General features: G+C 69.2%; 24 protein-coding genes. 10 read left to right on the top strand and 14 right to left on the bottom strand.

Annotation, left to right across the window (positions count from 1 at the left end):
• Positions 1 to 89 precede the first annotated feature (89 nt).
• Positions 90 to 917, top strand: coding sequence for a lysophospholipid acyltransferase family protein (locus tag ACUZ2Y_RS28680; RefSeq protein WP_476324719.1), 828 nt, complete (start codon positions 90 to 92; stop codon positions 915 to 917).
• Between the two features lie 73 nt (positions 918 to 990).
• On the opposite strand, the gene ACUZ2Y_RS28675 is transcribed toward ACUZ2Y_RS28680, so the two are convergent.
• Entirely contained in the window at positions 991 to 1,854 is an 864-nt protein-coding gene (locus tag ACUZ2Y_RS28675; protein ID WP_476324717.1) for a spermidine synthase, read from the bottom strand.
• Between the two features lie 117 nt (positions 1,855 to 1,971).
• On the opposite strand from ACUZ2Y_RS28675, the gene ACUZ2Y_RS28670 reads away from it, so the two are divergent.
• Together ACUZ2Y_RS28670 and ACUZ2Y_RS28665 are read left to right on the top strand one after the other, a co-directional pair.
• Positions 1,972 to 2,931 carry an EamA family transporter gene (locus tag ACUZ2Y_RS28670; protein WP_476324715.1) on the top strand — a complete coding sequence of 320 codons (960 nt, stop codon included), beginning with the start codon at positions 1,972 to 1,974 and terminating at the stop codon, positions 2,929 to 2,931.
• Between the two features lie 189 nt (positions 2,932 to 3,120).
• A complete protein-coding gene (locus ACUZ2Y_RS28665; protein WP_476324714.1) occupies positions 3,121 to 5,403 on the top strand; it encodes a SulP family inorganic anion transporter in 2,283 nt (760 codons plus the stop codon).
• A gap of 198 nt (positions 5,404 to 5,601) precedes the next feature.
• Here ACUZ2Y_RS28665 and ACUZ2Y_RS28660 read toward each other — a convergent pair whose 3' ends face one another.
• The 7 genes from ACUZ2Y_RS28660 to thyX form a co-directional block, all read right to left on the bottom strand.
• Entirely contained in the window at positions 5,602 to 5,781 is a 180-nt protein-coding gene (locus ACUZ2Y_RS28660) for a 2-hydroxymuconate tautomerase (RefSeq protein ID WP_476324712.1), read from the bottom strand.
• 9 nt (positions 5,782 to 5,790) lie between these two features.
• Entirely contained in the window at positions 5,791 to 7,491 is a 1,701-nt protein-coding gene (locus ACUZ2Y_RS28655) for a ribonuclease J (protein WP_476324710.1), read from the bottom strand.
• Positions 7,488 to 8,501, bottom strand: a complete 1,014-nt coding sequence (gene dapA / locus ACUZ2Y_RS28650; protein WP_476324708.1) for a 4-hydroxy-tetrahydrodipicolinate synthase — start codon at positions 8,499 to 8,501, stop codon at positions 7,488 to 7,490. The genes ACUZ2Y_RS28655 and dapA overlap by 4 nt, the downstream gene beginning before the upstream one ends.
• Positions 8,502 to 8,572: 71 nt before the next feature.
• Positions 8,573 to 9,199, bottom strand: coding sequence for a TIGR03085 family metal-binding protein (locus ACUZ2Y_RS28645; protein WP_476324707.1), 627 nt, complete (start codon positions 9,197 to 9,199; stop codon positions 8,573 to 8,575).
• Positions 9,200 to 9,222: 23 nt separating this feature from the next.
• Entirely contained in the window at positions 9,223 to 10,683 is a 1,461-nt protein-coding gene (locus ACUZ2Y_RS28640) for a serine/threonine-protein kinase (protein WP_476324705.1), read from the bottom strand.
• Positions 10,684 to 10,898: 215 nt separating this feature from the next.
• Positions 10,899 to 11,285 (bottom strand): ACT domain-containing protein, encoded by a 387-nt coding sequence (locus ACUZ2Y_RS28635; protein WP_476324703.1) that lies wholly within the window; start codon positions 11,283 to 11,285, stop codon positions 10,899 to 10,901.
• 5 nt (positions 11,286 to 11,290) lie between these two features.
• A complete protein-coding gene (gene thyX / locus ACUZ2Y_RS28630) occupies positions 11,291 to 12,043 on the bottom strand; it encodes an FAD-dependent thymidylate synthase (protein WP_476324701.1) in 753 nt (250 codons plus the stop codon).
• 97 nt (positions 12,044 to 12,140) lie between these two features.
• Here thyX and ACUZ2Y_RS28625 point away from each other — a divergent pair, with 97 nt between their 5' ends.
• From ACUZ2Y_RS28625 to ACUZ2Y_RS28615, 3 genes are all read left to right on the top strand, one after another.
• A complete protein-coding gene (locus tag ACUZ2Y_RS28625) occupies positions 12,141 to 12,626 on the top strand; it encodes a toxin-antitoxin system HicB family antitoxin (protein ID WP_476324699.1) in 486 nt (161 codons plus the stop codon).
• Positions 12,623 to 13,504, top strand: coding sequence for a DUF4097 family beta strand repeat-containing protein (locus ACUZ2Y_RS28620; RefSeq protein ID WP_476324697.1), 882 nt, complete (start codon positions 12,623 to 12,625; stop codon positions 13,502 to 13,504). The genes ACUZ2Y_RS28625 and ACUZ2Y_RS28620 overlap by 4 nt, the downstream gene beginning before the upstream one ends.
• 290 nt (positions 13,505 to 13,794) lie before the next feature.
• On the top strand, positions 13,795 to 14,985 hold the full coding sequence (locus ACUZ2Y_RS28615) for a PucR family transcriptional regulator (RefSeq protein WP_476324695.1): 1,191 nt from the start codon (positions 13,795 to 13,797) through the stop codon (positions 14,983 to 14,985).
• Positions 14,986 to 15,130: 145 nt separating this feature from the next.
• Here ACUZ2Y_RS28615 and ACUZ2Y_RS28610 read toward each other — a convergent pair whose 3' ends face one another.
• The 3 genes from ACUZ2Y_RS28610 to ACUZ2Y_RS28600 all read right to left on the bottom strand — a co-directional run bounded on the left by ACUZ2Y_RS28610 (position 15,131) and on the right by ACUZ2Y_RS28600 (position 19,767).
• The gene (locus ACUZ2Y_RS28610) at positions 15,131 to 17,449 is read right to left on the bottom strand and encodes an ATP-binding protein (RefSeq protein WP_476324693.1); all 2,319 of its coding nucleotides are present in this window, start codon (positions 17,447 to 17,449) and stop codon (positions 15,131 to 15,133) included.
• Between the two features lie 153 nt (positions 17,450 to 17,602).
• A complete protein-coding gene (locus ACUZ2Y_RS28605) occupies positions 17,603 to 18,823 on the bottom strand; it encodes a winged helix-turn-helix domain-containing protein (protein WP_476324691.1) in 1,221 nt (406 codons plus the stop codon).
• The gene (locus ACUZ2Y_RS28600) at positions 18,820 to 19,767 is read right to left on the bottom strand and encodes an EamA family transporter (protein WP_476324689.1); all 948 of its coding nucleotides are present in this window, start codon (positions 19,765 to 19,767) and stop codon (positions 18,820 to 18,822) included. The genes ACUZ2Y_RS28605 and ACUZ2Y_RS28600 overlap by 4 nt, the downstream gene beginning before the upstream one ends.
• 321 nt (positions 19,768 to 20,088) lie before the next feature.
• Between ACUZ2Y_RS28600 and ACUZ2Y_RS28595 the strand changes: the two genes are divergently transcribed.
• Both ACUZ2Y_RS28595 and ACUZ2Y_RS28590 read left to right on the top strand, forming a co-directional pair.
• Positions 20,089 to 20,646 carry an N-acetyltransferase family protein gene (locus ACUZ2Y_RS28595; RefSeq protein WP_476324687.1) on the top strand — a complete coding sequence of 186 codons (558 nt, stop codon included), beginning with the start codon at positions 20,089 to 20,091 and terminating at the stop codon, positions 20,644 to 20,646.
• Between the two features lie 61 nt (positions 20,647 to 20,707).
• Positions 20,708 to 21,217 carry a hypothetical protein gene (locus tag ACUZ2Y_RS28590; protein ID WP_476332122.1) on the top strand — a complete coding sequence of 170 codons (510 nt, stop codon included), beginning with the start codon at positions 20,708 to 20,710 and terminating at the stop codon, positions 21,215 to 21,217.
• Here the strand turns inward: ACUZ2Y_RS28590 and ACUZ2Y_RS28585 are convergent.
• Together ACUZ2Y_RS28585 and ACUZ2Y_RS28580 are read right to left on the bottom strand one after the other, a co-directional pair.
• Positions 21,185 to 21,358: a DUF397 domain-containing protein gene (locus tag ACUZ2Y_RS28585; protein WP_476332120.1), complete on the bottom strand. Its 174-nt coding sequence runs from the start codon at positions 21,356 to 21,358 to the stop codon at positions 21,185 to 21,187. The two genes, ACUZ2Y_RS28590 and ACUZ2Y_RS28585, sit on opposite strands and share 33 nt — an antisense overlap.
• Before the next feature lie 37 nt (positions 21,359 to 21,395).
• Positions 21,396 to 22,271, bottom strand: coding sequence for a helix-turn-helix domain-containing protein (locus ACUZ2Y_RS28580; RefSeq protein WP_476324685.1), 876 nt, complete (start codon positions 22,269 to 22,271; stop codon positions 21,396 to 21,398).
• A gap of 110 nt (positions 22,272 to 22,381) precedes the next feature.
• On the opposite strand from ACUZ2Y_RS28580, the gene ACUZ2Y_RS28575 reads away from it, so the two are divergent.
• Positions 22,382 to 23,122, top strand: coding sequence for a class I SAM-dependent methyltransferase (locus tag ACUZ2Y_RS28575; protein WP_476324683.1), 741 nt, complete (start codon positions 22,382 to 22,384; stop codon positions 23,120 to 23,122).
• Positions 23,123 to 23,191: 69 nt separating this feature from the next.
• On the top strand, positions 23,192 to 23,734 hold the full coding sequence (locus ACUZ2Y_RS28570; RefSeq protein WP_476324681.1) for a carboxymuconolactone decarboxylase family protein: 543 nt from the start codon (positions 23,192 to 23,194) through the stop codon (positions 23,732 to 23,734).
• Here the strand turns inward: ACUZ2Y_RS28570 and ACUZ2Y_RS28565 are convergent.
• Positions 23,722 to 25,134, bottom strand: a complete 1,413-nt coding sequence (locus ACUZ2Y_RS28565; protein ID WP_476324679.1) for an MFS transporter — start codon at positions 25,132 to 25,134, stop codon at positions 23,722 to 23,724. The genes ACUZ2Y_RS28570 and ACUZ2Y_RS28565 overlap by 13 nt on opposite strands.
• Positions 25,135 to 25,187 lie beyond the last annotated feature (53 nt).

The following is a 25,187-nucleotide window of genomic DNA, read 5'->3' as shown; positions in this document are numbered from 1 at the left end:
TGCCCTCCCGCCCCACCGGTCACACGGACAACGTGAATCCGTGTCGACCTGGCGGCCGACACCGACCTGGGGCATGCCATGCTCTGGCCATGGTTGCGCTGCGGACCGACGGAGAACAGTCGACACGCCGTGGAAAGGCATACGGCAAGTCACCGCTGGTCTGGCGGGCGATGGTCTGGATCGATCGAGCCCTGGTGCGGTCCGTCGGACGCGTCGAGATCACCGGCGAGTTCCCCGAGGACCTGCGCGGACGCCCGGTTCTGGTCGCGGCCAACCACATCGGCATGTTCGACCCGTTCGTCCTGATCGCCGCATGCGCGAAAGCAGGTTTCCCGCCCCGGTTCATGCTCACCGCCGGCCTGCTCGACGCGCCCGTGCTGGGCTACTTCCTGCGCAAAGCGGGACACCTGCGGGTCGACCGCGGCAAAGCCCATGTGGCGGAGGCGTTCCACCGCGCTGTCGACGCTCTTGGCGAGGCTCGGGTGCCGCTGCTGGTCTATCCGGAGGGGCGGGTCAGCCGGGAGCCTGGGCTGTGGCCGGAGCGTGGGAAGACCGGTGTGGCGCGGATGGCGCTCGGCGGGAATGTGCCGGTGGTGACGATCAGCCAGTGGGGCGCGCATGAGGCGGTTTACTGGGGGACTGAGGTTGTCACGGGGTGGCGGGATGTGAAGCCGCTGCTGTTGTCGTTCTTCCGTGCGGTGCGGGATCGGCCGGTGTTTCGTGTCCACTTCGGACAGCAGGTTGACTTGTCGGATCTGACCGACGGGAAGCCTGGGGACGCGGTTCGGGCGCATGCTCGGATCATGCGGGCGATCACGGCTGACTTGATTCCGTTGCGGGCTGGAGAGCCTGACGGGCCGGCGTTTTTTGATCCGACTCGGCCTTGTGATGCCAAAAGTCCGTGGCGGCCTGTTTAGGTTCTTCTTGGGGCGTGCCGGTTGAGTGGTTCGTTGCGAATCGGGATCTTGGGGTCTGCCGAGCCCATTGCCGCTAGCTCGCGCTGTCGGGTAGGCCGAAGGCGTGTTCCGGTGGTGTCGGGGTGACCATGGGGGACGCGTCGGTGATGGGGACCGCGTTTGCCGATAGGGCCAAGAGTTGTGCCGTGGGAACACATCGCGCCGGGAAGGCTGCCGATGCTGCCCGTGACGCCAGGTCCTTCACCGGGAGTGGCTCGTTCGACGCCCCCACCACCAGATTTCCGTAGCGTCTGCCCCTCAGGACGTTTGGTTCTGCCAGCATCACCACATGGGGGTACACGGCCAACATCGTCGCGATGAATCTGCGGGCGAAGCGCAGGCCCGGGCCGTCGGAGATGTTGACCACCGCCGTTCCTCCCGGACGTAAGACGCGGGCTGTGTCGGTGATGAATTCCAGGGTGGCCAGGCCGCCGGGCATGGCCGCACGAACGTAGGCGTCGAGGATGACCAAGTCGTACTGGGCGTCGGGGAGTTCCGCCACCGCCGGGCGGCCTTCGGCGACGCGGACTTCCAGGCCTGGTACCGAGTCCAGGTCCAGCTCGGCCCGCACCAGGTCTATCAGGGGGCCGTCGGCGTCGATGACCAACTGGTCGCAGCCCGGGCGGGTCGCGGCGAGGTAGCGGGGCAGGGTGCCCGCTCCCCCGCCGACATGCAGGACGTCCAGCGGGCCGGCGGGAAGCACATCGATCACATCACCGATGCGGCGGACATAGTCGAATTCGAGGTGCCATGGGTCGTCGAGGTCCACATAGGACTGGGCGACGCCCTCGACAGTCAGGAGCCACGCGTTGTCGCGGTCGGCGTCGGCGAGTAGTTCGGCGGTGCCGAATCGGACCTTGTGAAGTCCGGGCACGGGCCCACGTCGTTCGCCTCGCATGACACCTCCGCCGCCTGTGCGCGCGCAAGCATAGAGGGCGGCCCAGGGGTTACCGACGAACGGATACGTCCTACCATCCAACCACCGACCGCATTGACTTAAGGCAGACTGGCATTCGTGACGACTGAACTGAAGACACCGGTTATTCACCGAGGTCGAGGCGTTGTTTACATCCTCGGCGCCTCGGTGGCGTTCGGCAGTTCCGGGCCGATGGCCAAGGCGGCGATGAATGCCGGATTGTCCCCGGAGCACGTGGCGAGCGCCCGGGTGGGCATCGCGGCCGCGGTGCTGCTGATCGGTGTCGCCCTGATCAAGCCGTCGATCCTGCGCGTCCGCCGCGACCAGTGGCGGCTCCTCGTGGCCTACGGGCTCACCGGGGTCGGCCTGGTCCAGCTGCTTTTCTTCATCGCCGTGTCCCGCCTGCCGGTGGGTATCGCGCTGCTGCTGGAGTACACCTCGCCGATCTTGGTGGCGTTCTGGGTGCGGTTCGTCCGCAAGGTGCGGCTGCCGATGTTGTCCTGGGCGGGCATCGCGCTCGCCTTTTGCGGGCTGGCGCTCGTCGCGCAGGTATGGAAGTCGCTTGAACTTGATGGGGTCGGGCTGCTCGCCGGAATCGGCGCGGCGCTGTGCTCCGCGGCCTATTACCTGCTCGGGGAGCGCGGGGCGAGCGAGCACCACCCGATCGGGATGGTGACGTGGGGAATGGTGGTAGGCGCGCTCGCGCTGTTCGCCGTCGCGCCGCCGTGGACGATGCCGTACGCGGCGGTCCGAACGACCTCGACCTTCGGCGGCGCGCAGGTGCCGGTGGTGGCGTTGCTGGTCACGGTCGCGCTGATCAGCACCGCTCTCGCCTACACCCTGAGTATCAGTTCACTTCGGCATCTGCCCTCCACCGTGGCCAGCGTGCTCGCCCTGTCGGAGCCGATCGTGGCCACCCTGCTCGCCTGGCTGATGCTCGGCGAGACCCTGTCACCCGACCAGATCATCGGGATGGTGGTGATCCTGAGTGGGGCCGCGCTGGTCCAGATCGCGTCGCGCGGACCGGTCACGCCCGCTGACCCACTACCCACCGATTGAGACCCACACCACACGCGGTCGAGTGAAGTTGATCTACCCGGGGGTCACCGGGAGCGTCGGAAGTAAAGCAATGTTTACTTGTCGCAGGCGACACATCGTGGTCAATCGGTCACCATGTGCTCATCTCGGTACCGAAACATGGTGCACCCGAGAGCGTCCATTCCGACCGACTCTCAAGGAGGTACCCCGATGGGTGCACCACGCTCCAGTGGCCCAGCCCACGCCCCGCCCCACCGCCTGCTCGACGCCCGCCATGACGTGCAGGCCTCACTCGTCGTCTTCCTCATCGCCGTCCCGCTCTCGCTCGGCATCGCCGCCGCGTCCGGGGCGCCCGTCATCGCCGGGCTCATCGCCGCCGTCGTCGGCGGCCTGGTCGCCGGACCGCTCGGCGGCTCCCGGCTGCAGGTCAGCGGCCCCGCCGCGGGTCTCACCGTGGTCGTCGCCGAACTCATCGGCCAATTCGGCTGGGCGGTGACCTGCGCGATCACCGTCTGCGCCGGCGTGCTCCAACTCATTCTCGGGGCGTGCAAGATCGGCCGGGCCGCGCTCGCGATCTCCCCCACGGTCGTGCACGCGATGCTCGCGGGCATTGGCGTCGTCATCGTCATCAGCCAGGTGCACGTGCTGCTCGGCGGCTCCCCGAGCGCCAACACCTGGCACAACCTGCGCGACCTGCCCGCCCAGATCACCGACCTGCACCAACCCGCCACCTTCATCGGCCTGGCGGTCGTCGCGCTGCTGCTCGTCTGGCCCAAGCTGCCCGCGCGGATCAGGGCCATCCCCGGCCCGCTGGTGGCGATCGTGCTCGCCACCCTGGTCACCCTGGGGATCGACGTACAGCGGGTGTCGCTGCCGGACTCACCGCTCTCGGCGATCGTCCTGCCCGCGCTCCCCGACGGCCACTGGGTCGCGTTCGCGCTCGGCGTGTTCACCATGACGATCATCGCCAGCGTCGAGAGCCTGCTCTCCGCTGTCGCCGTCGACAAGCTGCGCGACGGCCACCGCACCGACCTCAACCGCGAACTGGTCGGCCAGGGCAGCGCGAACATCGTCTCCGGCCTGCTCGGCGGCCTGCCCATCACCGGCGTGATCGTGCGCAGCGCGACCAACGTCCGCGCGGGCGCCCGCACCCGGGCCTCGGCGACCATGCACGGATTGTGGGTGCTGCTGTTCACCGTGCTGCTGGTCGACCTCGTCGAGCGGATCCCGATGGCCGCGCTGGCCGGGCTGCTCGTGGTCGTCGGCATGAACCTGGTCAAGCTGTCCGACATGCGGACCGCGCGCAGACACGGCGAGCTGATGGTCTACGTGGTCACGATCGCGGGCGTGGTCATGCTCAACCTGCTCGAAGGGGTCCTGCTGGGCTTCGCCGTCGCGCTCCTCGCGACGCTGCGCCGGATTGTCTGGGCGCGCGTGCGAGTCGAGCAGGGCGCCGACGAAGTCTACGCCGTCGTCGTCGAGGGAACTTTAAGCTTTCTTTCGGTGCCAAGACTTTCCCGCGTGCTCGCCCAGGTGCCCGACGGCAGCTCCGTCCACTTGGAACTCGTCGTGGACTACCTCGACCACGCCGCCTACGAACACCTCTCGGCGTGGCGGCGCCAGCACGAGGCGACCGGCGGCACGATCGTCATCGACGAGATCGGCGGACCCGGCCCCAACACCCGCCGCAAGCGCACCGGGCCGGGCCCGCGCTGGTTCCTGCCGTGGTCGCACTGGCAGGACAGCGAGTCCCTCAACTCGCACCATTCGATCAGGGGGCACGACAGTGCTGATTCAGGCACGCACCTCCCGATCCCACATCAGTCGCGTGACCATGTGCTCCGGCCGCTGCTGACGGGTGCCCGCGAATACCACCGCAGGACCGCGCCGATCATGCGCCCGCACCTGCGCAGGCTGGCCGCGAACCAGCACCCGCACGCCCTGTTCCTCACCTGCGCGGACTCGCGGATCGTGCCGAACGTGATCACTACGTCGGGCCCTGGCGACCTGTTCACGCTGCGCAACGTGGGCAACCTGGTGCCCGGCGACCTGTCGATGCGGGCGGGCGTGCTTTACGCGCTCGACCACCTGAAGGTGCCGACGATGATTGTCTGTGGCCACTCCCGCTGCGGTGCGATGACGGCGCTGCTGTCGGGTCCGGAGAACGATCCGATCGGGCGGTGGCTGCGGTGGGCCGAACCCAGCTTGCTGGCGTGGCAGGACGGGCATCCGCTGGGCAAGCGTGCGGCGGAGTCGGGGTGGTCGGAGATCGATCAGCTGGCGATGGTGAACGTGGCCGTGCAGCTTGATTCGCTGCGCAAGATGCCTGATGTGGCTGCCGCGGTGACGGCAGGCCGGGTGCGGCTGATCGGGCTGTTCTTCGACATTCCCAGCGGGACTTTGTTGATGTTGGACGACGCTGGGGAGCGGTTCGAACCCTTGCGGGCGCCGTCGGAGGCCGTTACGCCGCCGACGGGTGGAGCGACACCGTAGTAGACGCGAGCGGAAACGGAACTGCGATGAATCGAACCAGGCGTGAACGCCGTCGTGAACGCAATCTCCTGCTGCGGCAGTTGTTCAGCGCTGCTGTGGCTGTGCTGCTTGCCACGGCGGCTCGGCGCGCGTAGCTGCTTCGGGGCCTGGGCGGCTTGACTTACCGCCCAGGCCGCCGGGCCGGTGGTGGTGCGGGCGTCATCCCCGCAGTTCGCCGCCGACGCCCCAGTTCTCCGCTGGGACCTCGTTGATCACAACCCACACGCCCTCGCGATTACCGCCGCACGTCTCGACGAAAGCGTCTGTCAGCTTCGCGACGAGTTCGCGCTTCTGTTCCTGCGTGCGGCCCGGGTACATGGAAACCGAGATATAGGGCAAGACCCTCTCCTATACGGGGATGACGGTCGGCACGATCATCGGGCGCCTGCGGTAGGTGTCGGCGACCCAGCGGCCCACGACCCGGCGGATGTGCTGGGCGATCCTGTGGGTGTCGGTGATGCCTTCGGACTCCGTGTGCGACAGCTCCATCTCCACCAGCGACACCACATCGTCGAGTGCCTTGGGGTCGTCGGAGAAGCCGCGCCCGGAAATGGTCGGCGGCGCCATGGCCCTGCCCGTCGCCGAGTCGACGGCGATGGTGATGGAGATGAAGCCGCCCTCGCCGAGCACCAGCCGGTCCGAAAGTGTCGACTCGCCGACGTCGCCGACGGAGAGGCCGTCGACGTAGACGTGGCCGACCTCGACCCGGCCGGAGATCCTCGCGCGGCCGTCGATCAGGTCGACGACCACGCCGTCTTCCGCGATGACCACGCGGTCTTCGGGGACGCCGGTCTGCACGGCCAGCGCGGCGTTGGCGCGCAGGTGACGCCATTCGCCGTGGACTGGCATGACGTTGCTGGGGCGTACCGCGTTGTAGAGGAACAGGAGTTCGCCCGCGGGGGCGTGGCCGGAGACGTGGACCTTCGCGTTGCCCTGGTGGACGACGTGGGCGCCGAGCCGAACCAGGCCGTTGACGACGCCGAACACCGCGGTCTCGTTGCCGGGGATCATGGAACTGGCCAGGATCACCGTGTCGCCGGGGCGGATCGAGATGTGCCGGTGCTCGCCGCGCGCCATCCGCGACAGTGCGGAGAGGGGCTCGCCCTGCGAACCGGTGGAGACGAACAGAACCTGGTCCTCGGGCATCGTCATCGCCTCGTCGAGGCTGACGAGCAGGCCCGGGGGGACGGTGAGCAGCTTCAGGTCGGCGGCGATGCCCATGTTGCGCACCATCGACCGGCCGACGAGCGCGACCCGGCGGCCGTGTGCGACGGCGACGTCAAGGACCTGCTGCACGCGGTGCACGTGGCTGGCGAAGCAGGCGACGATGACCCGCTGGTTGGCCCGCTGGATGACACCGTCGAGGACCGGGCCGATCTCGCGCTCGGAGATGACGAACCCGGGGACCTCGGCGTTGGTCGAGTCGACCAGGAACAGGTCGACGCCCTCGTCGCCGAGGCGGGAGAAGCCCGCGAGGTCGGTGAGCCGACCGTCGAGCGGGAGCTGGTCGAGCTTGATGTCGCCGGTGTGCAGGACCACGCCCGCGGGCGTGCGGATGGCCACGGCCAGCGCGTCGGGGATGGAGTGGTTGACGGCGAAGAACTCGCAGTCGAACACGCCCCAGGCGCGGCGTTCGCCTTCCTTGACCTCGTGCAGTTTCGGGGTGAGGCGGTGCTCTTTGCACTTGGCCGCGACCAGGGCGAGGGTGAACCGGGAACCGATGATCGGGAGGTCGGGCCGCAGCCGCAGGAGGAACGGCACGGCGCCGATGTGGTCCTCGTGGCCGTGGGTCAGGACCAGCGCGTCGATCTCGTTGATCCGGCCTTCGATCGCGCGGAAGTCCGGGAGGATCAGGTCGACACCAGGCTGCTGGTCTTCGGGGAAGAGCACACCGCAGTCGACGATCAGCAGCCTGCCGCCGTACTCGAAGACGGTCATGTTGCGGCCGATCTCACCGATCCCGCCGAGCGCGACGATGCGCAGGCCGCCGTCAGCCAGCGGGGCGGGCGGATTGTGCGGCCACTTCCCCGTTGTGCGGTTGTCACTCACTTATGAACCGTCCCGGCGCTTGTGTGGGTCGTGGTGTTGACGTAGGCGGCGTTGGCGTCGGTGTGCGCCACGCGCGCGGTGGCGGGGTCGATGCCCTGACCGTCCGCGTTGGTCAGCCCGGCCACACCAAGGTCGCCCGCGATGGCGGCGATCTGCTCGTCGGTGGCGGGCAGCAGCGGCAGCCGCGGGTCGCCCGCGTCGATGCCGCGCAGCCGCAGCGCGGCCTTGGAGAACACGACGCCGCCGACCCGGCTGAACGCGCGCAGCACCGGCAGCAGTCCATTGTGGACTTCGCGGGCCGCGGCGACATCGCCGCTCTCGTAGCTGTCGACCATGGTGCGCAGGCGGTCGGCCACCACGTGGCCGATGACGCTGACGAAGCCGACGCCGCCGATGGACAGCCACGGCAGGTTCAGGGCGTCGTCGCCGGAGTAGTAGGCGAGGTCGGTGGTCGCGATGACCTGGCTGCCCGCGAGGAGGTCGCCCTTGGCGTCCTTGACCGCGAGGATGCGCGGGTGCTCGGCGAGCTTGCGCAGGGTGTCGACCTCGATCGGGACGACCGAGCGGGGCGGGATGTCGTAGAGCATGACGCCCAGGCCGGTGGTGTCGGCGATCGCGGTGAAGTGCGCGAGCAGGCCGGACTGCGGCGGGCGGGAGTAGTACGGGGTGACCACGAGCAGGCCGTGCGCGCCCGCCTTCTCGGCCTCGCCTGCCAGGTGTACCGAGTGCGCGGTGTTGTACGTGCCGACCGAGGCGACGACGGTCGCCCGGTCTCCCACGGCCTCGACGACGGCGCGGACCAGGTCCGACTTCTCCGTGTCGGTCGTGGTCGGCGATTCGCCGGTGGTGCCGTTGACGATCAGACCGTCGTTGCCCAGGTCGACGAGGTGCGCGGCGAGTTCCTGCGCCCGGTCCAGATCGACCGCCCCCTCGGCGTCGAAGGGGCTGACCATGGCGGTGAGCACCCGGCCGAACGGTCTGCCGGGCGTGGCTGTGGGACTTGCGGTCATGGGGTTAGACGCTACCTCGTGGTCATCGACCCGACGCCCGCAACCTGCGGTCACCGGCGCAGGTCTGGCTGCTAGAGGCCTCTGTTGAGGCCGGATACGACGCTGATGGACGACTGCTCGCCCTCGAACTCGACCCGGCATTCGTCGCGGCCGAACGCGAACAGCAGCAGCTCACTCGGTTCACCCACAAGGGTGACAGTGTTGGGGCCGCGCTTGAGGCTGGTGTGCCTGCCGGACGGGGTCCGGGCGTTGACGCCGACGGGGCTGTTGCGGAAGAACATCCGGCCGGAGCGCTTCAGTGCGACCCACAGGGCGCGGTCGCGCTCGTTGTCGGCGGGGCGCGGCTCCCAGCCGGGGACGGCGCGGCGGACGTCCTCGTGGTGCACGTAGTACTCGGTAGTGTTGATCAGCTCGTCAAGGAAGGCGGGGCGATAGATCGACAGCAGCGGCGGGCCGCCGCGCACCAGGTCGACGAGTTCGGGCCATGGCTTGGCGGCGTAGCCGTCCTGGACCTTCTGGAGGTAGCCCTCAAGGGCTTTGACCAGGATGCCGCCCGCCGCGTCGGGTCTGCGCTCGCGGACCACGAGGTGGGCGGCGAGATCGCGGGTCTTCCAGTCGCCGCACAGCGTCGGCGCGTCTGGCCCGACGGCGGAGAACAGGTCGCTGAGCTGCGCGCGTTCGTCCTTGGCTACACCCATGGACCTACATTACCGGCGGTAAGTTACTCCGGCTCCGTGACCTGGGACTCAGTGAGGGACGCGCCGCCCCGGTCGCTGAGCACACAGGACACGGTCCGATCGCCGCCATCGGAGGAGTCGGCATCCCAAGTCTTCTCAGACGGGATGAGCACCGAGTAGACAAGGCTGGACTTGCGCTCCTTGTTGACCCGATCGGTGGCGAACAACCAGCCGCAGTAGCTCTCGCCCAGCGCTTTCAACTCCGTGCCCGCGTAATCGAGTTTCGCGGAGGAGGTGGCCGGTTCCGTCTGCCCGTAGACCTGGAACTGGAACGGCTTCTTGCAGTCCGTGCCCGAATCGAACGAGGACCCCGCCTGCAACCTGCCGGTGTCGCAGTAACCGTTGGAGATCTTGAACTCGACGATGTTGCCGCCATCGCCATAGGTGAACGTCTGCGCCAGCGGCTTGGTGTCGGCGTCGGGGGTGTTGATGGCGTTGCTCAGGAAGAAGCCGCCGACCGCGCCCGCGATCAGCAGGATGCCCGCGAGGATCAGCGCGAGCTTCTTGTTCACCGCACCCTTCGGCGGCGCGGTGACCGCGCGGGTCGCCTGGTTGTGCGGGAAGTACGCGGTGCCGCCGGTCATCATCGTCGGGCCGGTGGGTGGGCCCGTCTGCACGTGCGTCAGCAGGCCGCGGGCCTGGCCGGAGGTGAGCCGGGCCTGCGGGGTGTTGATCATCAGGCCGGTGATCACCGAGGCCAATGCGCCCTGGCCGCGGGTCAGGTACGGGACCTCGTTGAGGATCGAGTGCATGGTGGCGGCGGTGGTGGCCCGCTCGTAGGGCGAGTAGCCCTCCATCGCGAAGAACAGGACAGCGCCCAGCGCCCACAGGTCGGAACTCGCGCTGGCCTCTTCGCCGCGGATGCGCTCGGGAGCCATGTAGGACGGCGACCCGATGAGGATGCCGCTGCTGGTCAGGCGCGGGTCGTCGAGGGACTGGGCGATGCCGAAGTCGGTGAGCTTCACCCGGCCGTTCGCGGCCAGCATGATGTTGCTGGGCTTGACGTCGCGGTGCACGATGCCCGCCTGGTGCGCGGCGTCGAGGGCGGAGAGCAGCTGGTCGGCGAGCTTGGCGACCTGGTCGGCGGGCAGCGGCCCGCGCTCCTTGACCACGTCGGACAGCGTCGGCGCCTGGATCAGCTCCATGACGATGTGGGTGGCGCCCGATTCCTGCACCACGTCGTAGACGGTGACGACAGCCGGGTCGTTGAGCCGCCCGGCGGTGCGGGCCTCGCGCAGCACGCGTTCCTCGAAGATCTGCCGCTCGCTCTGCGGCACACCCTCGGGCAGGTGCAGTTCCTTGATCGCGACGTGCCGCCCGATCATGGTGTCCTCGGCGAGCCACACGACGCCCATGCCGCCGCGGCCCAGCTCGTTGAGGACCGCGTACCGGCCCGCCACCATGCGCGGCCCGTGCGCCACGGTCGGCCCTTGCTCCTGCGACACCCTGCTACCTCCTCAGCCGCCGCGAATCCTAGACTCCCACCCCATTCGCGAGTCGCCCCTTCCGGCAAGTGAGTCGCCCCTTCGGGCAAGTGAGTTCAACATTCAGGCGGCGAACCTCTGCCGCGCGACCCGGTCGACACCATGGCCCCGCCAGCCTGAATGTTGAACTCACTTGCCGGAAGGGGCGACTCACTTGCCGGAAGGGGCGACTCGCGTTATTCGTGGACCTCGTGGCCTGCCTCGCGCAGGGCCGTGACGGCGCGGGTGAGGTCGGTGGCGTGCACCAGGATGTGGTCGGTGTCGAAAGTGGACAGCGCGAACAGCGACACCCCGGCCGCGGCGAGCGAGCCCGCCAGGGAGGCCATGATGCCGGTGAGGGTGAACTCCAGCGGGCCGCGCACGGTCAGCAGCCGCCAGCCCGCCTCGGTCTGGCCGCCCTCCGGCGCCGCGGCGCTCGGGGAGACGATCGAGACCTCGGTGGGCGTTCGGCTGACCGACACCAGGCCGTCGGCGTCGAACAGGCCCGCGGGGACCGTGGTCCCCGCGTCGAACCTGGTGACCGTGTAATCGCCGTCGATGACGTCGATGGCGAGCCGCTTCACCCGGCTCAGCCTTCGGCGACGAGCGGGCTGGAGGCGACCTCGGTGCCGTCGGGCAGCGCGGTGATCGTGAAGTCGGCGAACACGCTCGACGCCGCCTTCTGCAGCTGCCGCAGGCACTCGATGGCCAGCGCGCGGATCTCGACGTCGGCGTGCTCGGTGGCGCGCATCGCGATGAAGTGGCGCCAGGCGCGGTAGTTGCCGGTGACCACGATGCGGGTCTCGGTGGCGTTGGGGAGGATCGCCCGGGCCGCCTGGCGTGCCTGCTTCTTGCGCAGGGTGGCGCTCTTGACGTCGGCGAACTTCTTCTCCAGGCCTGCGAGCAGCTCGTTGTACGCGTCCTGCGCGGCCTGGGCGGCCTCGATGAACTTGGCGTGCAGCTCCGGGTCCTCGGCGATGACGTCGGGCTCGACCATCGCGGCCGACTTCTCCGGCACGTACCGCTGCGAGAGCTGCGAGTAGGAGAAGTGGCGGTGGCGGATCAGCTCGTGGGTGAGCGAGCGGGACAGGCCCGTCATGTAGAAGCTCACGCTGCCGTGCTCGAGGACCGACAGGTGGCCGACCTCGATGATGTGGTTGATGTAGCCCGCGTTGGTCGCGGTGGCCGGGTTCGGCTTCTTCCACGACTGGTAGCAGGCCCGGCCCGCGAACTCGGCCAGCGCCTCACCGCCGTCGGCGTCGGTGGACCACGGCACGTCCGCCGGCGCGAAGAACTCGGTCTTGGCGATGAGCTGCACCTTCGGCGACACCGTCTCGGTCACGTGGCCCGTCCTCTACTCGATTGCGACTACGGCGGCCAGCCTAACCGCACCCACCCACTTCCTTGACCGATGTCACCAGTGGTGTCATGGTGGTGTCATGGACCTGAACCCGTACCTCGCAGCTCTGCGTGACGACCTGGCCACCACGGCGTCGGCCGGTGACGAGACGATGCGGCGCGCGGCGGCGGTGTTGTCCGCCGCCATCGAGCCAGCCGCCCGGCTGGCCATGATGAACGCCCTGTCCGACCTCGCCGCCGAGGTGACCGCGGCGCTGCCCGACCATGTGGTGGATATCCGCTTGGACGGGCGCGATGTGCGTGTCGTCGTCACCGAGACGTCAGGTGGTGCCAAGGAGACACCACCGCCGCCGCTGCAAGACGGCGGCGATATGAGCCGGATGACCCTGCGCCTGTTCGAGGAGCTCAAGGCGAAGGCCGAGCAGGCCGCGAACGCCCAGGGCGTGTCCCTCAACACGTTCGTCCAGCAGGCGCTGCAAGGCGCGCTGCACGGCAAGGCGAAGGGCGGAGACAAGGGCTGGGACAAGACCGACGGGTCGCGCGTGCGGGGCTGGTACCGCGGATGACCGACACCCAGCCGGTCGCCGCGCGGACGTTCGACGCGGACGGACCTATAGAGATGACGGTGACCATCGGCGCCGGGGTCATCGAGGTGCGCCTGGTCGACGAGCCCAACGTCGCGGTGAGCGTGCGGCACGCGCCGGACAGCGGGAGTCCGTGGGCGGAGGGCCTGTCGAACCTGGTCACGTGGTTCAGCGGCCAGCTCGGTGAGCAGGCGCCCGCCGATGTGCCCGGGGAGGCGGTGCGCCAGACGAAGATCGAGTTCGGCGGCGGCAGGCTGACCGTGCGCACACCGCACCAGGCGAGCCTGCGCGGCGTGCCGGTCGCCGTGTCCATCCGCGCTCCCCTCGGCTCCCACCTGACGTCACGCTCGGGCGCGGCGTCGATCACCGTGACCGGGCAGGCGGGACGGGTCGAGGCGGCCACCGCGGGCGGCGCGATCGACGTCGAGGCAGCCGCAGGCGCCCACCTGACCACCGGCTCCGGCTCGATCCGGGTCGGCCGGTCCGGCTCGGGTCTGCGGGCCCGCACCAGTTCCGGCGCCGTCGAGGCGACCGAGATCGCGGGCCCCTCGTCGGTGTCCACCGGCGGCGGCGACGTCTGGCTGGGCGCGGTGGCCGACGACGTCCTCGTGCGCACCGGCACCGGCGACATCACGGTCGCCGACGCCGCGTCCGGTCAGCTCGAACTCACGACCGGCTCCGGTGACCTGCGGGTCGCGGTGCGGGCCGGATCGGCGGCCGAGATCGACCTGTCCTCCGGGTCGGGCGAGGCCCGCAGCGAGCTGCCGCTGTCGGATGAGCGGCCGGACGGGCCCTCCCCGCTGCGGGTGCGAGGCCGCACCGGCTCCGGTTCCGCACTCATCACGCTCGCGACTCTCTGAACATGAATGGCTCCGTTGCGCTCAAAGTCCGAGGCCACGACCTGCGACGTTCGGATCCGATGATCATGGTTTTGCTCGAAAACCGACAGTTGGTGCCCGTAGACGGTGGATATAGGTACGTAGGTACGTAGTTCTGACGATGTAGTACGCGTCACCGGACGGCATCGTGATCACGCGGGCAACGATGCAGGCTGGAGAGGCACATGGGACTTCAACACGGGTTGGTCAGCGACACCCCGGCGCAAGGGTCGACAGTCCGACGGGATGTGCAGCCACGGTGGTCGCCTTCGGTGCAGCGGGAGGCGGTCGCCGGGTTCCGGGCGCACGCGGGCCAGGTGGCCATGGCGATCATCGCCGAGGTCCGGCGGGCCGTGCCCGATCTGGCGACGCCGTTGGCGGGGCCGATCGGCGGGCTGCTGCCGTCGGCGATCCAGGCGGTGATCCTGCGCGGCATCGACACCGTGCTCGCGCCGCGGTCGACGTCGGACGACTGGACGGAGATGTTCCGCGGCATCGGCGCCATGATCTACGGCGCGGGCTGCCCGGCGGACGCGCTGCCCAAGGCGTACCAGGCGGGCGAGCGGGTCATCTCCGAGCAGATGCGCGCCTACGGCCTGGCGAACTCGGTGTCAGCGCAGGCGATCACCGTGCTGACGGGTGCCGTGGCACGGCAGGTCGACCGGCTGCGCGCGGTGTCCGTCGAGGGCTACGAGACCGCCCGCGCCACCTCCACCGACACCATGGCCGACCGCCGCGCCCGGCTGCTGCGGCTCCTCCTCGATGAGCGCACCACCGACGTCAACGTGATCACCGATGAGGCGCACGCGGCGCGGTGGCGGGTGCCCGAGGCGATCGTCGCGGTGGCGCTGCGCTCCCCCGAGGGACCGAGTGTCCCCGGGCAGGGCCCGCTGGGCACGGAGATCCTCGCCGACCTCGACGGCGCCCGGCCGTGTCTGGTGATCGCGGCCGACGACGTCGACCAGGCCGCGCTGGCCAAGTCGTTCCCCGGCTGGCGGATCGCCGTCGGCCCGCCGGTCCCGATCACGGCGATCCGGTCGTCGCTTCGGGTGGCGCGCAAGGCGATCGAGCTGTCCGAGCGTGGGCTGATCACCGACGGGCCGGTCGTCGACTGCGCCGAGAACGGTCTGGCGCTGGCCCTGTTCTCCGACGACTTCCTGATCGAGCAGCTGGTCAACCGGCGCCTCGCGCCGCTCAACGACCTGACGCCCCGGCAGCGGGAGCGGATGCTGGTGACCCTGCACGAGTGGCTCGCGCTGCGTGGCCGCGCCGGTGAGGTGGCCGACCGGCTAGGTGTGCACCCGCAGACCGTGCGCTACCGCTTGCACAAGATCGAGGAGCTGTTCAGCGACCAGCTCAGCGACCCGCGGGCCCGCTTCGAACTCGAACTGGCCGTCCGCGCCGAACTCCTCCGCACCGCCTCCCACCAACCCGACGAAGACACCGTCGAAGAGGCCTGCTAAACCCCGCGAGTCGCCCCCTCATGCAAACGAGTCGCCCCTTCCGGCAACTGAGTTCGTCGTTCGCTGCCGCGAATGTCGAACTGGCTTGCCGGAAGGGGCGACTCGTTTGCTGGGAGGGGCGACTCGCGGGTTCTGAATGTTGAACTCATTGTTCTGAACGTTGAACTCGCGACATCCAGGCGGCGATTTGGGCGCGGTTGGTGAAGCCGAGTTTGGTGCGGATGTGGTCGATGTGGGTCTCGGCGGTGCGCAGGGAGATGACCAGGGCCTTGGCGATCTCCTTGTTGGTCATGCCTTTCGCGACCAGTTCGGCGACTTCGCGTTCGCGCTTGGTCAGCCGCGGCTCGTCGGACTCCGGGGCGGCGCGGGTGATGTCCTCGCCCAGAGCGTAGGAAACAGCGGTGTCGGTGGGGAGTTTCGCGCCGACCATGAACTCCGCGCCCGCCACCTCCAGGCCCAGTGCGCTGGTCACCAGCTCCATGTCCCGGCGCATCGGTTCGCCGAAGGCGCCGTAGTTCGTCGGTGACGCGCCGACCTCGTGGAACACCGTGACCGACGCGCCGAGCAGTCGCGCCGCGCGGCGGTACTCGCCGCGGTGGGTGGCGCACCCGGCCAACACGTTGAGGCTGAACGCGAGGATCACCCGGTGGCCCACCTCGCGCTGCAGCCGCAGCACCTCCAGGCCCGCCTCAAGCGACTGCTCGTACTCCCCGTGCAGATACTCCGCGGCGCTGAGCGACCACAGCGCCCAGCACTGGAATGCCGCCTCCCCAAGGGAAGCGCACCGGTCGGCGCAGGCCCGCATGACGGTGCGGCCGGTCTCCAGATCACCGGCGAGGCTCACCGCGAGGCCGTGGTTGAAGGTCGACCACAGCTCACCGCTGAGATCACCGTGCGCGACGAAAGCGTTCGACGCCTTGCGGAACAGCCCGGCCGACTTCTCCCCTTCGTTCGCCATCAGCGCGGCGTAGCCGTTCACGTGGTCGACGTACGCGCGGGCACTGTCGTCGCCGATCCGCTCGGCGATCTCGGACGCCTCGGCCAGCCGCGCCGCGTAGGCGTCCATGTCGCCCTGGACGAGCGCGAGGAACGCCTCGACCCAGGCTGCGCCCGCCCACTCCGGGGTGTCGGGCTCGGCGACGGCCAGCAGCCTGCCCGCCCAGATCCGGCCCTCGGTGAGGCCGCGGATGAGCCAGTAATCCCTGATCTCGGTGACCATCCGCAGCCCGATGACCGCCTCGGCGGGATCGCTGAGGCAGAAGTCGAGCGCCTGGCGCAGGTTGGCGTGTTCCCGGTCGAGCTCGTGGACCAGCGCGAGCTGCCCCGGACCGACCCACTTCGCGCCGAAGTTCCGGGTGACCTCCCGGCACCAGTCGCGGTGCCTGCGGCGCAGCGCGCTGAGGTCGCCGTCGGCGCGGAGCCGGTCTTCGCCGTACTGGCGCACCGTCTCCAGCATCCGGAACCGGACCTGCCCGTCGTGTTCCTCGCGCAGCAGGATCGACTTGTCGATCAGGCTGTCGAGCATGTCCAGCATGTCATCGCAGGTCAGGTCGTCGCCGCAGCACACGGCTTCGGCGGCGTCGAGGTCGAAGCCGCCGGGGAAGACCGCCGCGCGCGCCCAGAGCAGCCGCTCCTCCTCGGTGCACAGCTGGTGGCTCCAGTCGATCAGCGCCTCGAGCGTCTCGTGCCTGCTCGGCGCGGACCGGTTCGTGCGAGTCAGCAGGGTGAACCGCTTGCTGAGCCGGTCGGCGAGCTGGCGCACCGACAGCGAACGCAGCCGGACCGCGGCGAGTTCGAAGGCCAGCGGCAGGCCGTCGAGCGAGCGGCACAGCTGGATCACGGCGTCGACGTCGTCGTCGGTGATGGTGAACGACGGCACGACCGCTGTCGCGCGGTCGATGAACAGGCGCACCGCGTTGTACTGGTGCACCGCGGCGGCGGACTCACCGAGGTCCGGCACGGCCAGCGGCGGCACCGGCATCACGTGTTCGCCCGAGACCCCGAGCGACTGGCGGCTCGTCGCGAGGATCACCACGTCCGGGCACGAGGTCAGAATGGCCTGGGCGAAGTGGGCGCTCGCCTCGATCAGGTGCTCGCAGTTGTCGAGCACGAGCAGCAGCCTGCGGGCGCGCAGGTAGTCGACGACGAGGTCGATCGGCGCCCTGGTCGAGCGGTCGCCGAGTCCGAGCCGGTCGGCGACGGTGTTGACCAGCAGTTTCGGGTCGTGCAGGTCGGCGAGGCCGACGAATACCACGTCGTCGAAGGAAGCCCGGGTGGACGTGGCCACGCGCATCGCGAGCCGGGTTTTACCGACCCCGCCCGGCCCGGTCAGGGTCACCAGGGGCGCGATTCCCAGCAGCCGTTTGACTTCGCGGGTCTCGTTTCCGCGTCCTACGTAGCTTGTGACCTCAACCGGAAGTCGATCTCCGCTGAATCGTGCGGCGACCGCGATCGACACGCTCACTCATCACCTGCCCAGCACTCGGTGCACCGACGTCCTGATTCGTCCGTTCGCCCCGACGGAGGTCCGATCTTGCCGCACGGCTGGCGCAATCAGCCGTACCACCTCGTCACCTACTAGGAAAGTGACATTAGCCGGACTCGGAGTAATAGGCTACTAGCCAGTACGAAGCGCGGCGATCAAGTCGCCCTTCACGCCCACCCGGACCTCGTCGAGTTCGAGCCAGGCGGCCATCGTGCGCAGTTCGGCCATGAGTTCCCCGGCCACCCGAGCGGTGTCGACACCCGGTTCGGCGAACGCGCCCTGCACGAGTAACGCCCCGTTGGCGCGGTCGGCCTTGAGGTCGACGCGGCCGACGAGTTCGCCGTCGAGCAGGAACGGGAAGACGTAGTACCCGTGCACGCGCTTGGGTTCGGGCACGTAGATCTCGATGCGGTAGCGGAAGCCGAATATCCGCTCGGTGCGGTCGCGTTCCCAGATCAGCGGGTCGAACGGGCACAGCAGCGCGCGCCCGGTGACCTTGCGCGGTGTGCGGGCGTCGACGTGCCGGTAGGCCTGGTGGCGCCAGCCCTGGACCGTCACGGCCTCCATCAGGCCCGCTTCCACCAGTTCGGCGACGGCCTGATGGGAGCGGGCGGGCTGCAGGCGGTAGTAGTCGCGCAGGTCTTTCTCGGTGCCGATGCCGTGGGCGACGGCGGCGCGCAGCATCAGCTGCCGGGCCGCTTCCTCATCGGACACAGCGGCGGCGCCCAGCACCTCGGGCGGCAGCACCCGCTCGGGCAGGTCGTAGAGGCGTTGGAAACCGCGCCGGGTGCCGGTGGTCAGCTCGCCGACGGCGAAGAGCCACTCGCAGGCGTGTTTGACGTCGGAGCGGTTCCACCAGCCGCCCTTGACCTTCGGGACCGTCGTGCCGCCGAGCGCCGTCTCCAGCGTGCCCGCGCCGACCGGGCCCAATTCCTTGACCGCGGCGAGGACGTCGTCGATCAGGCCGGGCGCCTTGGCTGTCATGCGTTCGAGGTGGTGGATGTAGCGGTGTTCGTAGCGGCGCATGCGCCACCGCAGCAGCGGCCAGTCGGCGACCGGGATCAGGCTCGCCTCATGCGCCCAGTACTCGACCAGGAGGCGGGGTTTGCGCTGGCTGTGCGTCCAGGCGGCGTCGTCGACCAGCTCCGGGTCGTAAGCGCCGAGTCGGGAGAAGACCGGCATGTAGTGCGCGCGAACCGCGACGTTGACCGAGTCGAGCTGCAGGAGTTGAACACGGGAGAGCACCTTGGCGAGATGCCGACGGGTTGGCACGCCCGTGGGCCGCGCGTCGGCGAAACCCTGCGCCGCCAGGGCTGTTCGTCGCGCGGCCGAAGCCGTGATCGTCTCACTCACCGTTGTACCTCGCACGGTTTCGGGATACTGCCGGCAGGCACCGACACTTCCGGTGCGGGCCGCTCGGCGCGGACCACCAGGACGACCGCGACCAGAACGATCAGGCCGCCGCCGAGCTGCGCGAGCCCGAAGCGCTCACCGGCGAAGAGGAAGCCGAGCAGGACGGCGATCACCGGGTTGACGTAGGCGTAGGTGGCCACGGTGGACACCGGCAGGCGGCCGAGAACGTAGACGTAGGAGCTGAACGCGAGCAGCGAGCCGGCGAGGACGAGGTAGATCCACGCGGCCCACGAGCCGGTGGTGATCTCGGCGATGTCGAACCGCTCCCCCATCGCCGCGCCGGTGACCGCGAGCGCGACGCCGCCCGCCACCATCTCCACGGCGGAGAGCGCGAACGGGTTGGAGGGCAGCGGGAGCTTGGTGGTCAGCACGGTCCCGATCGCCCAGCCGAGCGCGGCCAGCAGCACCAGCCACGGCCCGAACCAGGCCGCGCCGTGGGCGCCTTCGACCGGACCGCCGAACACCAGGACGGCGAGTCCCACCAGCCCGACCGCGACGCCGATCAGCGTGGTCCGGGAGGGTCGGTCGCCCCAGATCCGACGCAAGATCACGACGTAGATGGGCACAGAGGCCACGAGCAGCGCGGCGAGACCGGAGGCCACGTGCTTCTCGGCGAGGACGACCAGGCCGTTGCCCCACGCGGGCAGCAGAAGCCCGATGAGGACCGCCGACCCGAACTGGGCCTTGGTCATCCGCAGCGCCTTGACCCCCGCGAACAGCACGACGAGGACACCGAGGACCAGGCCGGCGACGAGGAAGCGGGCGCCGGCGGAGAGGAGGGCGGGCATGGACTCGACGGTGAAGCGGATGGCGAGGTAGGTGGACCCCCACACCACGTACACGACACCGAGGGCGGCCCACGCGAACCAGGACTTGGACGACATGGCCTCACCCTCGCACGAACCACCGACATTTGTATGCCGGTTATTTTTGTTGACCCGACCTTTGCGGCAACACGCTCGGGCGGTCGGACATTCCGCCTGGAGTCTGCCGGTGGACGGTCAGCGACTCTTGCGGGTTTCGGTCATGGCATTGGACCGGCGGGGGCGCGTGGGGTGCCGGTTGGGTGGCGTGGGGGTGGGCACCAACGGCGGTGGCGGTGGCGGTGGCGGCGGCGGTGGCGGCAGCGGTGATGGGTGGTTGGGCCCGGGCGGAACGGCGAGGCCGGGGCTGGGCGCAGAAAGGCGAGCCACTAGGTTGCCGCCATGGCTGAAGCCACGGTTCGTCCCGCCGTACCCGCCGATGTCGACGAGATCGCCCGGATCCAGGTGCTCACCTGGCAGGCCGGGTATTCGGGCATCCTCCCGGCCAAGGTTCTGGCCGCGCTCGACCCCGCCGACGCGGCGGTTCAGTGGCGGCAGACGATTGAGCAGGGGCCCGCGATGGTCTTCGTCGCCATCGAGGGGGACTGGATTGTCGGGTTCTGCAGCGCCGGGGCTTCGCCGGAGTCGGAGTCGGCCACGGCCAACGACCTGCCGCCGGAGGACGCCGCGACGGTCGCGTTGATCGGGACGCTGCTGGTCGAGCCGCGCTGGGGTCGACGGGGACACGGGGGCCGGCTGCTGGTCGCGGCGGCGGGGGCAGTGCGGGCCACTGGGTTGACGCGCGGGATTTGCTGGGTGCCGGAGGCGAATCAGTCGCAGGTGAGTTTCTTCACGCGGGCCGGGTGGGCGCCGGACGGGGTCGTGCGCACGCTTGACGCGGGCGGACAGCCCTTGCGGGAGCTGCGGATGTCCGGGTCGCTGGACCTGAAGCTGGCCTAGCAGTCACCCGGTTGAGGTACCGTCGACGACGGCCTCGTTATCGAGTGGGGGACATTCCTTGGTGCTGCCTTGGCTCTGCGTGACGTTTGGCGTCGCGTTTGGGTCGGCGCTTGTCCCTTTTATCAGTGTTGAGGTGTTTGTCCTGGCGTTGATGACGCAGCGGCCGGGGATCTCGTGGGTGGCGCTCGGCGCGGTCGTGGCCGTGGCGCAGGTGGCGGGGAAGCTTGTCTACTACTACGCCGGACGTGGGTCGATCCACCTGCCCGCGTTCCTGCACCGCGAACCCAAGCCGATGACACCCACCCGTTTGCGCTGGCAGCTGCGCACTAAACGGGTGCGTGGGTGGGTCGAGGGCATCAAGGAGCGGTGCGAGCGGCACCCGCACTGGATGTTCGGCACCTACGGGGTGAGCTCGGTCGTGGGGCTGCCGCCGTACATGGCGATGACGGTGCTCGCCGGGCTGGTGCGAATGCCGTTGCACACGTTTGTGTCGGTGGGGCTGGTCGGCCGGTTCGTGCGGTTCAGCGCGTTGGCGGCGTCACCGGCGATGTTCGCCGGCTGGTTCCTGTAGGAACGCCGCCCACGCGGACTGGGTGAAGGCGAGCCTGCCGAGGTTCGGGTTCTTGGAATCCCGAACCGCCACCGTCTCGGCGAAGTCGACCTCGACACAGTCCCCGTTGTTGCCGCTGAAGGAACTCTTGCGCCACCTCACCTCGACACAGTTGCCGTTGTCTCCACTGAAGCTGCTCTTACGCCACGCCGTCCCCATCGCTGCCCGCTCCCGGTCGGTCGTACTCACTTGCGAGGCTCGCAAGCATCGACCGTGATTCTTCCGCATGGAGCGCGACTGCGGCGAGTCCGCCGAGAATCAGCCAGTAGGTGGCTATGTCCACCGGACTCTCCAGGAACAGACTGCGATTCTGGGTTTCCACACAAACGACGGGCTGATGTTCGGTGAACTGCATCAGGCGAAACGGGCCACCCATTCCGGCATGCGCGCCGATTCTGGCCGGGATCACCCGGACCTGGCAGAACGGCTGAGAGGTTATGAACAGCAGGTGGAGCATCTGCTCGTGCATCACAGGCGGACCGCCGACCGGTAGCCGAAGCGCGTGCTCGTGAATGTAGAAGGTGAATTCCGGTGGATTCCTCCGCCGCATCAGGATCTGCCGATCCATCCGTGCCTGCACTCGCGTCTCGATCCCGGGCTCCGGGATCAGGCCCGACTCGCGCATCATCGCCCGGGCGTAATCCTCGGTCTGAAGCAGTCCTGGCAGACGGTTGAGTTCGAGTTCGAACACCGCTGCGGCGGTGGTTTCGTGCAGGACAAGGGTTCGGAGTTGATCAGGAAGGCGTTCGCCGTGGTGGCGGAGGAAGGAGCCGTGTTCGTCCTCCCCGCCGCACAACGCGATGATCCGGTCGAGTTCCCGGGGTGTCACCCGGCAATAGGCGAGGTAGATCGCCGCTTCGACCTCACTGCAACAGGTCTTCCCCGACTCCACCCGCGAGATCTTCGACTCCGACCAGCCGATCGCGTGCGCCAACTCGGTGGCCTTGAGCCCCCGGATCTGGCGCACCCGCCTCAACTCGTCGCCCAGTTCGCGGCTCCGCACCGTCGCATCCATACGAGCACGCTAGCGGCGCCACCCCGCGAAAACTCCCTGAAACCGCTGGTACCACCGGAAAGAATCACCAACGCGCCGTGCATGCATCGCGCGCAAGACATACTTCGCTCGTGACGACCTACGACACCATCGGTGCCACCTACGCCACCACGCGCAAGCCCGACCCCCGCATCGCCGCGCAGATCCACAAAGCCTTGGGCGACGCTGCCACCGTGATCAATGTCGGCGCGGGCACCGGGTCGTACGAGCCGCCGCAGACGGTTCTCGCGGTCGAGCCCAGTTCGGTGATGATCGCCCAGCGGCCGGCGGGTTCGGCTCCCGCGCTGCAAGCGTGCGCGGAGTCCATCCCGCTCGCCGACGACTCGGCGGACGCGGCGATGGCGTTGCTGACCGTGCACCACTGGACCGACCTGGCTGCCGGCCTCGCGGAGCTGCGCCGGATCGCCCGCGAGCGGGTGGTCATCCTCACCTGGGACCAAACCGTCACCCGCGCGTTCTGGCTGCTCGACGAGTACCTGCCCGAGGCGATCCCGCTGGACGACGCGCGTGCGGTGCCGATCGACCGGATGGTCAGCATGCTCGGCGGCGCCCGCGTCGAAACGGTCCCCGTCCCCCACGACTGCACCGACGGCTTCGGCGCCGCCTACTGGCGCAGGCCCGAGGCGTACCTCGACCCGGTGGTGCGGGCCGGGATGTCCATGCTGGCCCAGACCGGCGAGCCCGCACTCCAACCCGGCCTCGCCCGCCTGGCCGACGATCTCGCCACCGGCCGCTGGCACGACAACCACGCCGACCTGCTCGCCCTGGACACCCTCGACGCCGGCTACCGCCTGCTCATCGCCGACCTCTAAAGCGTTCTCACTCGCGAGACATGAATCGTTCACTGCCCAAGCCGATCCGCGGTCCCTAGCGTGATCACCATGGCACACATCGACCTTGGCATCGACGAGTCCCAGTTCCCTGGCATCACTGGGCCCATGCGGTTCCGGCCCGAGACAGGGAAGCCGCTCATGGAGTTGGCCGAAGTCCTGTTGCGTGGACCGCACTCGCTGACCGCGGGCGAACGCGAGCTGATCGCGGCGTACGTCTCGGGGCTCAACGAGTGCAACTTCTGTTGCAACTCGCACTCGGCGTTCGCCGCCGCCCAGCTCGACGAGGGGATGGCGCTCGTCGATCAGGTTCGGGCGAACCTCGATGAGGCGCCGGTCTCGGCGAAGCTGCGCACTCTGCTGCGGATCGCCGGTGCGGTGCAGGAGACGGGCCGCAAGGTCACGACCGACCTTGTCGAGTCGGCGCGGGCCGAAGGCGCGACCGACGTCGAGATCCACGACACGGTGCTGATCGCGGCGGCCTTCTGCATGTATAACCGCTACGTCGACGGCCTCGCCACGCTGACGCCCACCGACCCCGAGATGTACGCCCAGTCGGCTCAGCGGATCGTCGAGCACGGTTACATGAGCTGACCGCGCCGGTCGCGGAGGAAGACCGCCACCAGCAGTCCGGTCAGCACACACAGACCCGCGTTGACGAAGATCGCCGTGCTCACGCCGTCCAGCACCGCCGCGGGGCTGTCGCCGCTGTGGGCGCGGGCGGTCACGATCGCGCTCATGATCGGGATTCCCATGGTGATGCCGACCTGTTGGCTCATCGTGGCCAGGCCGGTCGCGAGGCCCTGTTCGCCGTCCGGCAGGCCGGAGGTGGCGGTCACCATGAACCCGACGATCGCCACCAGGTTGGCGACGCCGCCCGCGAAGGTCAGCGCCAGCAGCGGCAGGACCCACGCCGACGTGGTCCCGAGGAAGGCGAGCGGCAGGGTCGCCGCGGCCTGCACGCCGAAGGCGATCACGATCGCCCGCTTGGTCCCGATCCGGGCGATCACCTTCGGCGCGATCACACCGCCCACCACGGTCCCGATGCCGAGCACGGCGAAGGACAGGCCGGTCGCGAGTGGTGTGTAGCCGAGGACTTTCTGCAGGTACAGGGTCAGCAGGAACACCAGCGATGTCTCGGTGACGAAGGCGAGCAGGCCCGCCAGGTTTCCCCACGCGACGGTGCCGCGACGCAGGATGGCCACCGGCACCAGCGGCTCCGCCACGCGCCGCTCCACCAGCCAGAACAGGCCGAGCAGCACCACACCGACGGCCAACGCGCCGAAGGCGAGCGGGTCGCCCCACGAGCGCTCGCCGGCGGTGGTCAGACCGAACACGATCGCCAGCAAACCCAGTGTCACCGTGACCGCACCCGGCACGTCGAGCCGGGCCCGCCGCTCGGGCTTGCTCTCCGCCAACACCGCCGGCGCGGCGATCAGGACGAACGCCGCCACCGGGACGTTGATGAAGAACGCCCACCGCCAGTTCAGCAGGTCGGTCAGCAGGCCGCCGAGGATCGCGCCGGTGGTGAACCCAGCCGCCATCAACGCGCCGTTGAGCCCGAGTGCCTTGTCCCGCAACGCCCCTTCCGGGAAGGACGTGGTGAGCAGCGACAGGGCGGCCGGGGTGACGGCCGCGGTCGCCAGCCCCTGGGCGACGCGGGCGGTGAGCAGCAGTGCGGGGGTGGTGGCGAGCCCGCCGACCAAGGAGGCCACGCCGAGCAAAGCCATGCCTGCCAGGAAAAGCCGCCGCCTGCCGAACAGGTCGGCCACCCGGCCGAACAACAGGGTGAACCCCGCTGCGCACAGGGCGAAGGCGGTCGCGATCCACTGCAGGTGTTCCAGGGAGAACCCGACGTCCGCGCCGATCACCGGCAGGGCGACGTTGAGGATCGAGAAGTCGACGGCGAGGGTGAAGCTCGCGGTGAGCAGGAGAATGAGCGTCAGCCGTTGACGCGAGGTCATGAGCCCGGATGTTTTGTCCACAATGGACATGCTGGTTTCCTTTCAGCGATTGGAAACCAGCATCACCGAGTGGCTTTACAGCA

This window comes from Actinokineospora sp. UV203 (assembly GCF_056323665.1).
The sequence above is the reverse complement of the archived record's forward strand: the minus strand, read 5'-3'. Positions and strand labels throughout refer to the sequence as shown.

Coding starts and splice junctions, on each gene's coding strand:
- ACUZ2Y_RS28680 (WP_476324719.1), top strand. CDS start 90: ATGGTTGCGCTGCGGACCGACGGAGAACAGTCGACACGCCGTGGAAAG.
- ACUZ2Y_RS28675 (WP_476324717.1), bottom strand. CDS start 1,854: ATGCGAGGCGAACGACGTGGGCCCGTGCCCGGACTTCACAAGGTCCGA.
- ACUZ2Y_RS28665 (WP_476324714.1), top strand. CDS start 3,121: ATGGGTGCACCACGCTCCAGTGGCCCAGCCCACGCCCCGCCCCACCGC.
- dapA (WP_476324708.1), bottom strand. CDS start 8,501: ATGACCGCAAGTCCCACAGCCACGCCCGGCAGACCGTTCGGCCGGGTG.
- ACUZ2Y_RS28645 (WP_476324707.1), bottom strand. CDS start 9,199: ATGGGTGTAGCCAAGGACGAACGCGCGCAGCTCAGCGACCTGTTCTCC.
- ACUZ2Y_RS28625 (WP_476324699.1), top strand. CDS start 12,141: ATGGACCTGAACCCGTACCTCGCAGCTCTGCGTGACGACCTGGCCACC.
- ACUZ2Y_RS28620 (WP_476324697.1), top strand. CDS start 12,623: ATGACCGACACCCAGCCGGTCGCCGCGCGGACGTTCGACGCGGACGGA.
- ACUZ2Y_RS28600 (WP_476324689.1), bottom strand. CDS start 19,767: ATGTCGTCCAAGTCCTGGTTCGCGTGGGCCGCCCTCGGTGTCGTGTAC.
- ACUZ2Y_RS28595 (WP_476324687.1), top strand. CDS start 20,089: ATGGCTGAAGCCACGGTTCGTCCCGCCGTACCCGCCGATGTCGACGAG.
- ACUZ2Y_RS28580 (WP_476324685.1), bottom strand. CDS start 22,271: ATGGATGCGACGGTGCGGAGCCGCGAACTGGGCGACGAGTTGAGGCGG.
- ACUZ2Y_RS28570 (WP_476324681.1), top strand. CDS start 23,192: ATGGCACACATCGACCTTGGCATCGACGAGTCCCAGTTCCCTGGCATC.
- ACUZ2Y_RS28565 (WP_476324679.1), bottom strand. CDS start 25,134: ATGTCCATTGTGGACAAAACATCCGGGCTCATGACCTCGCGTCAACGG.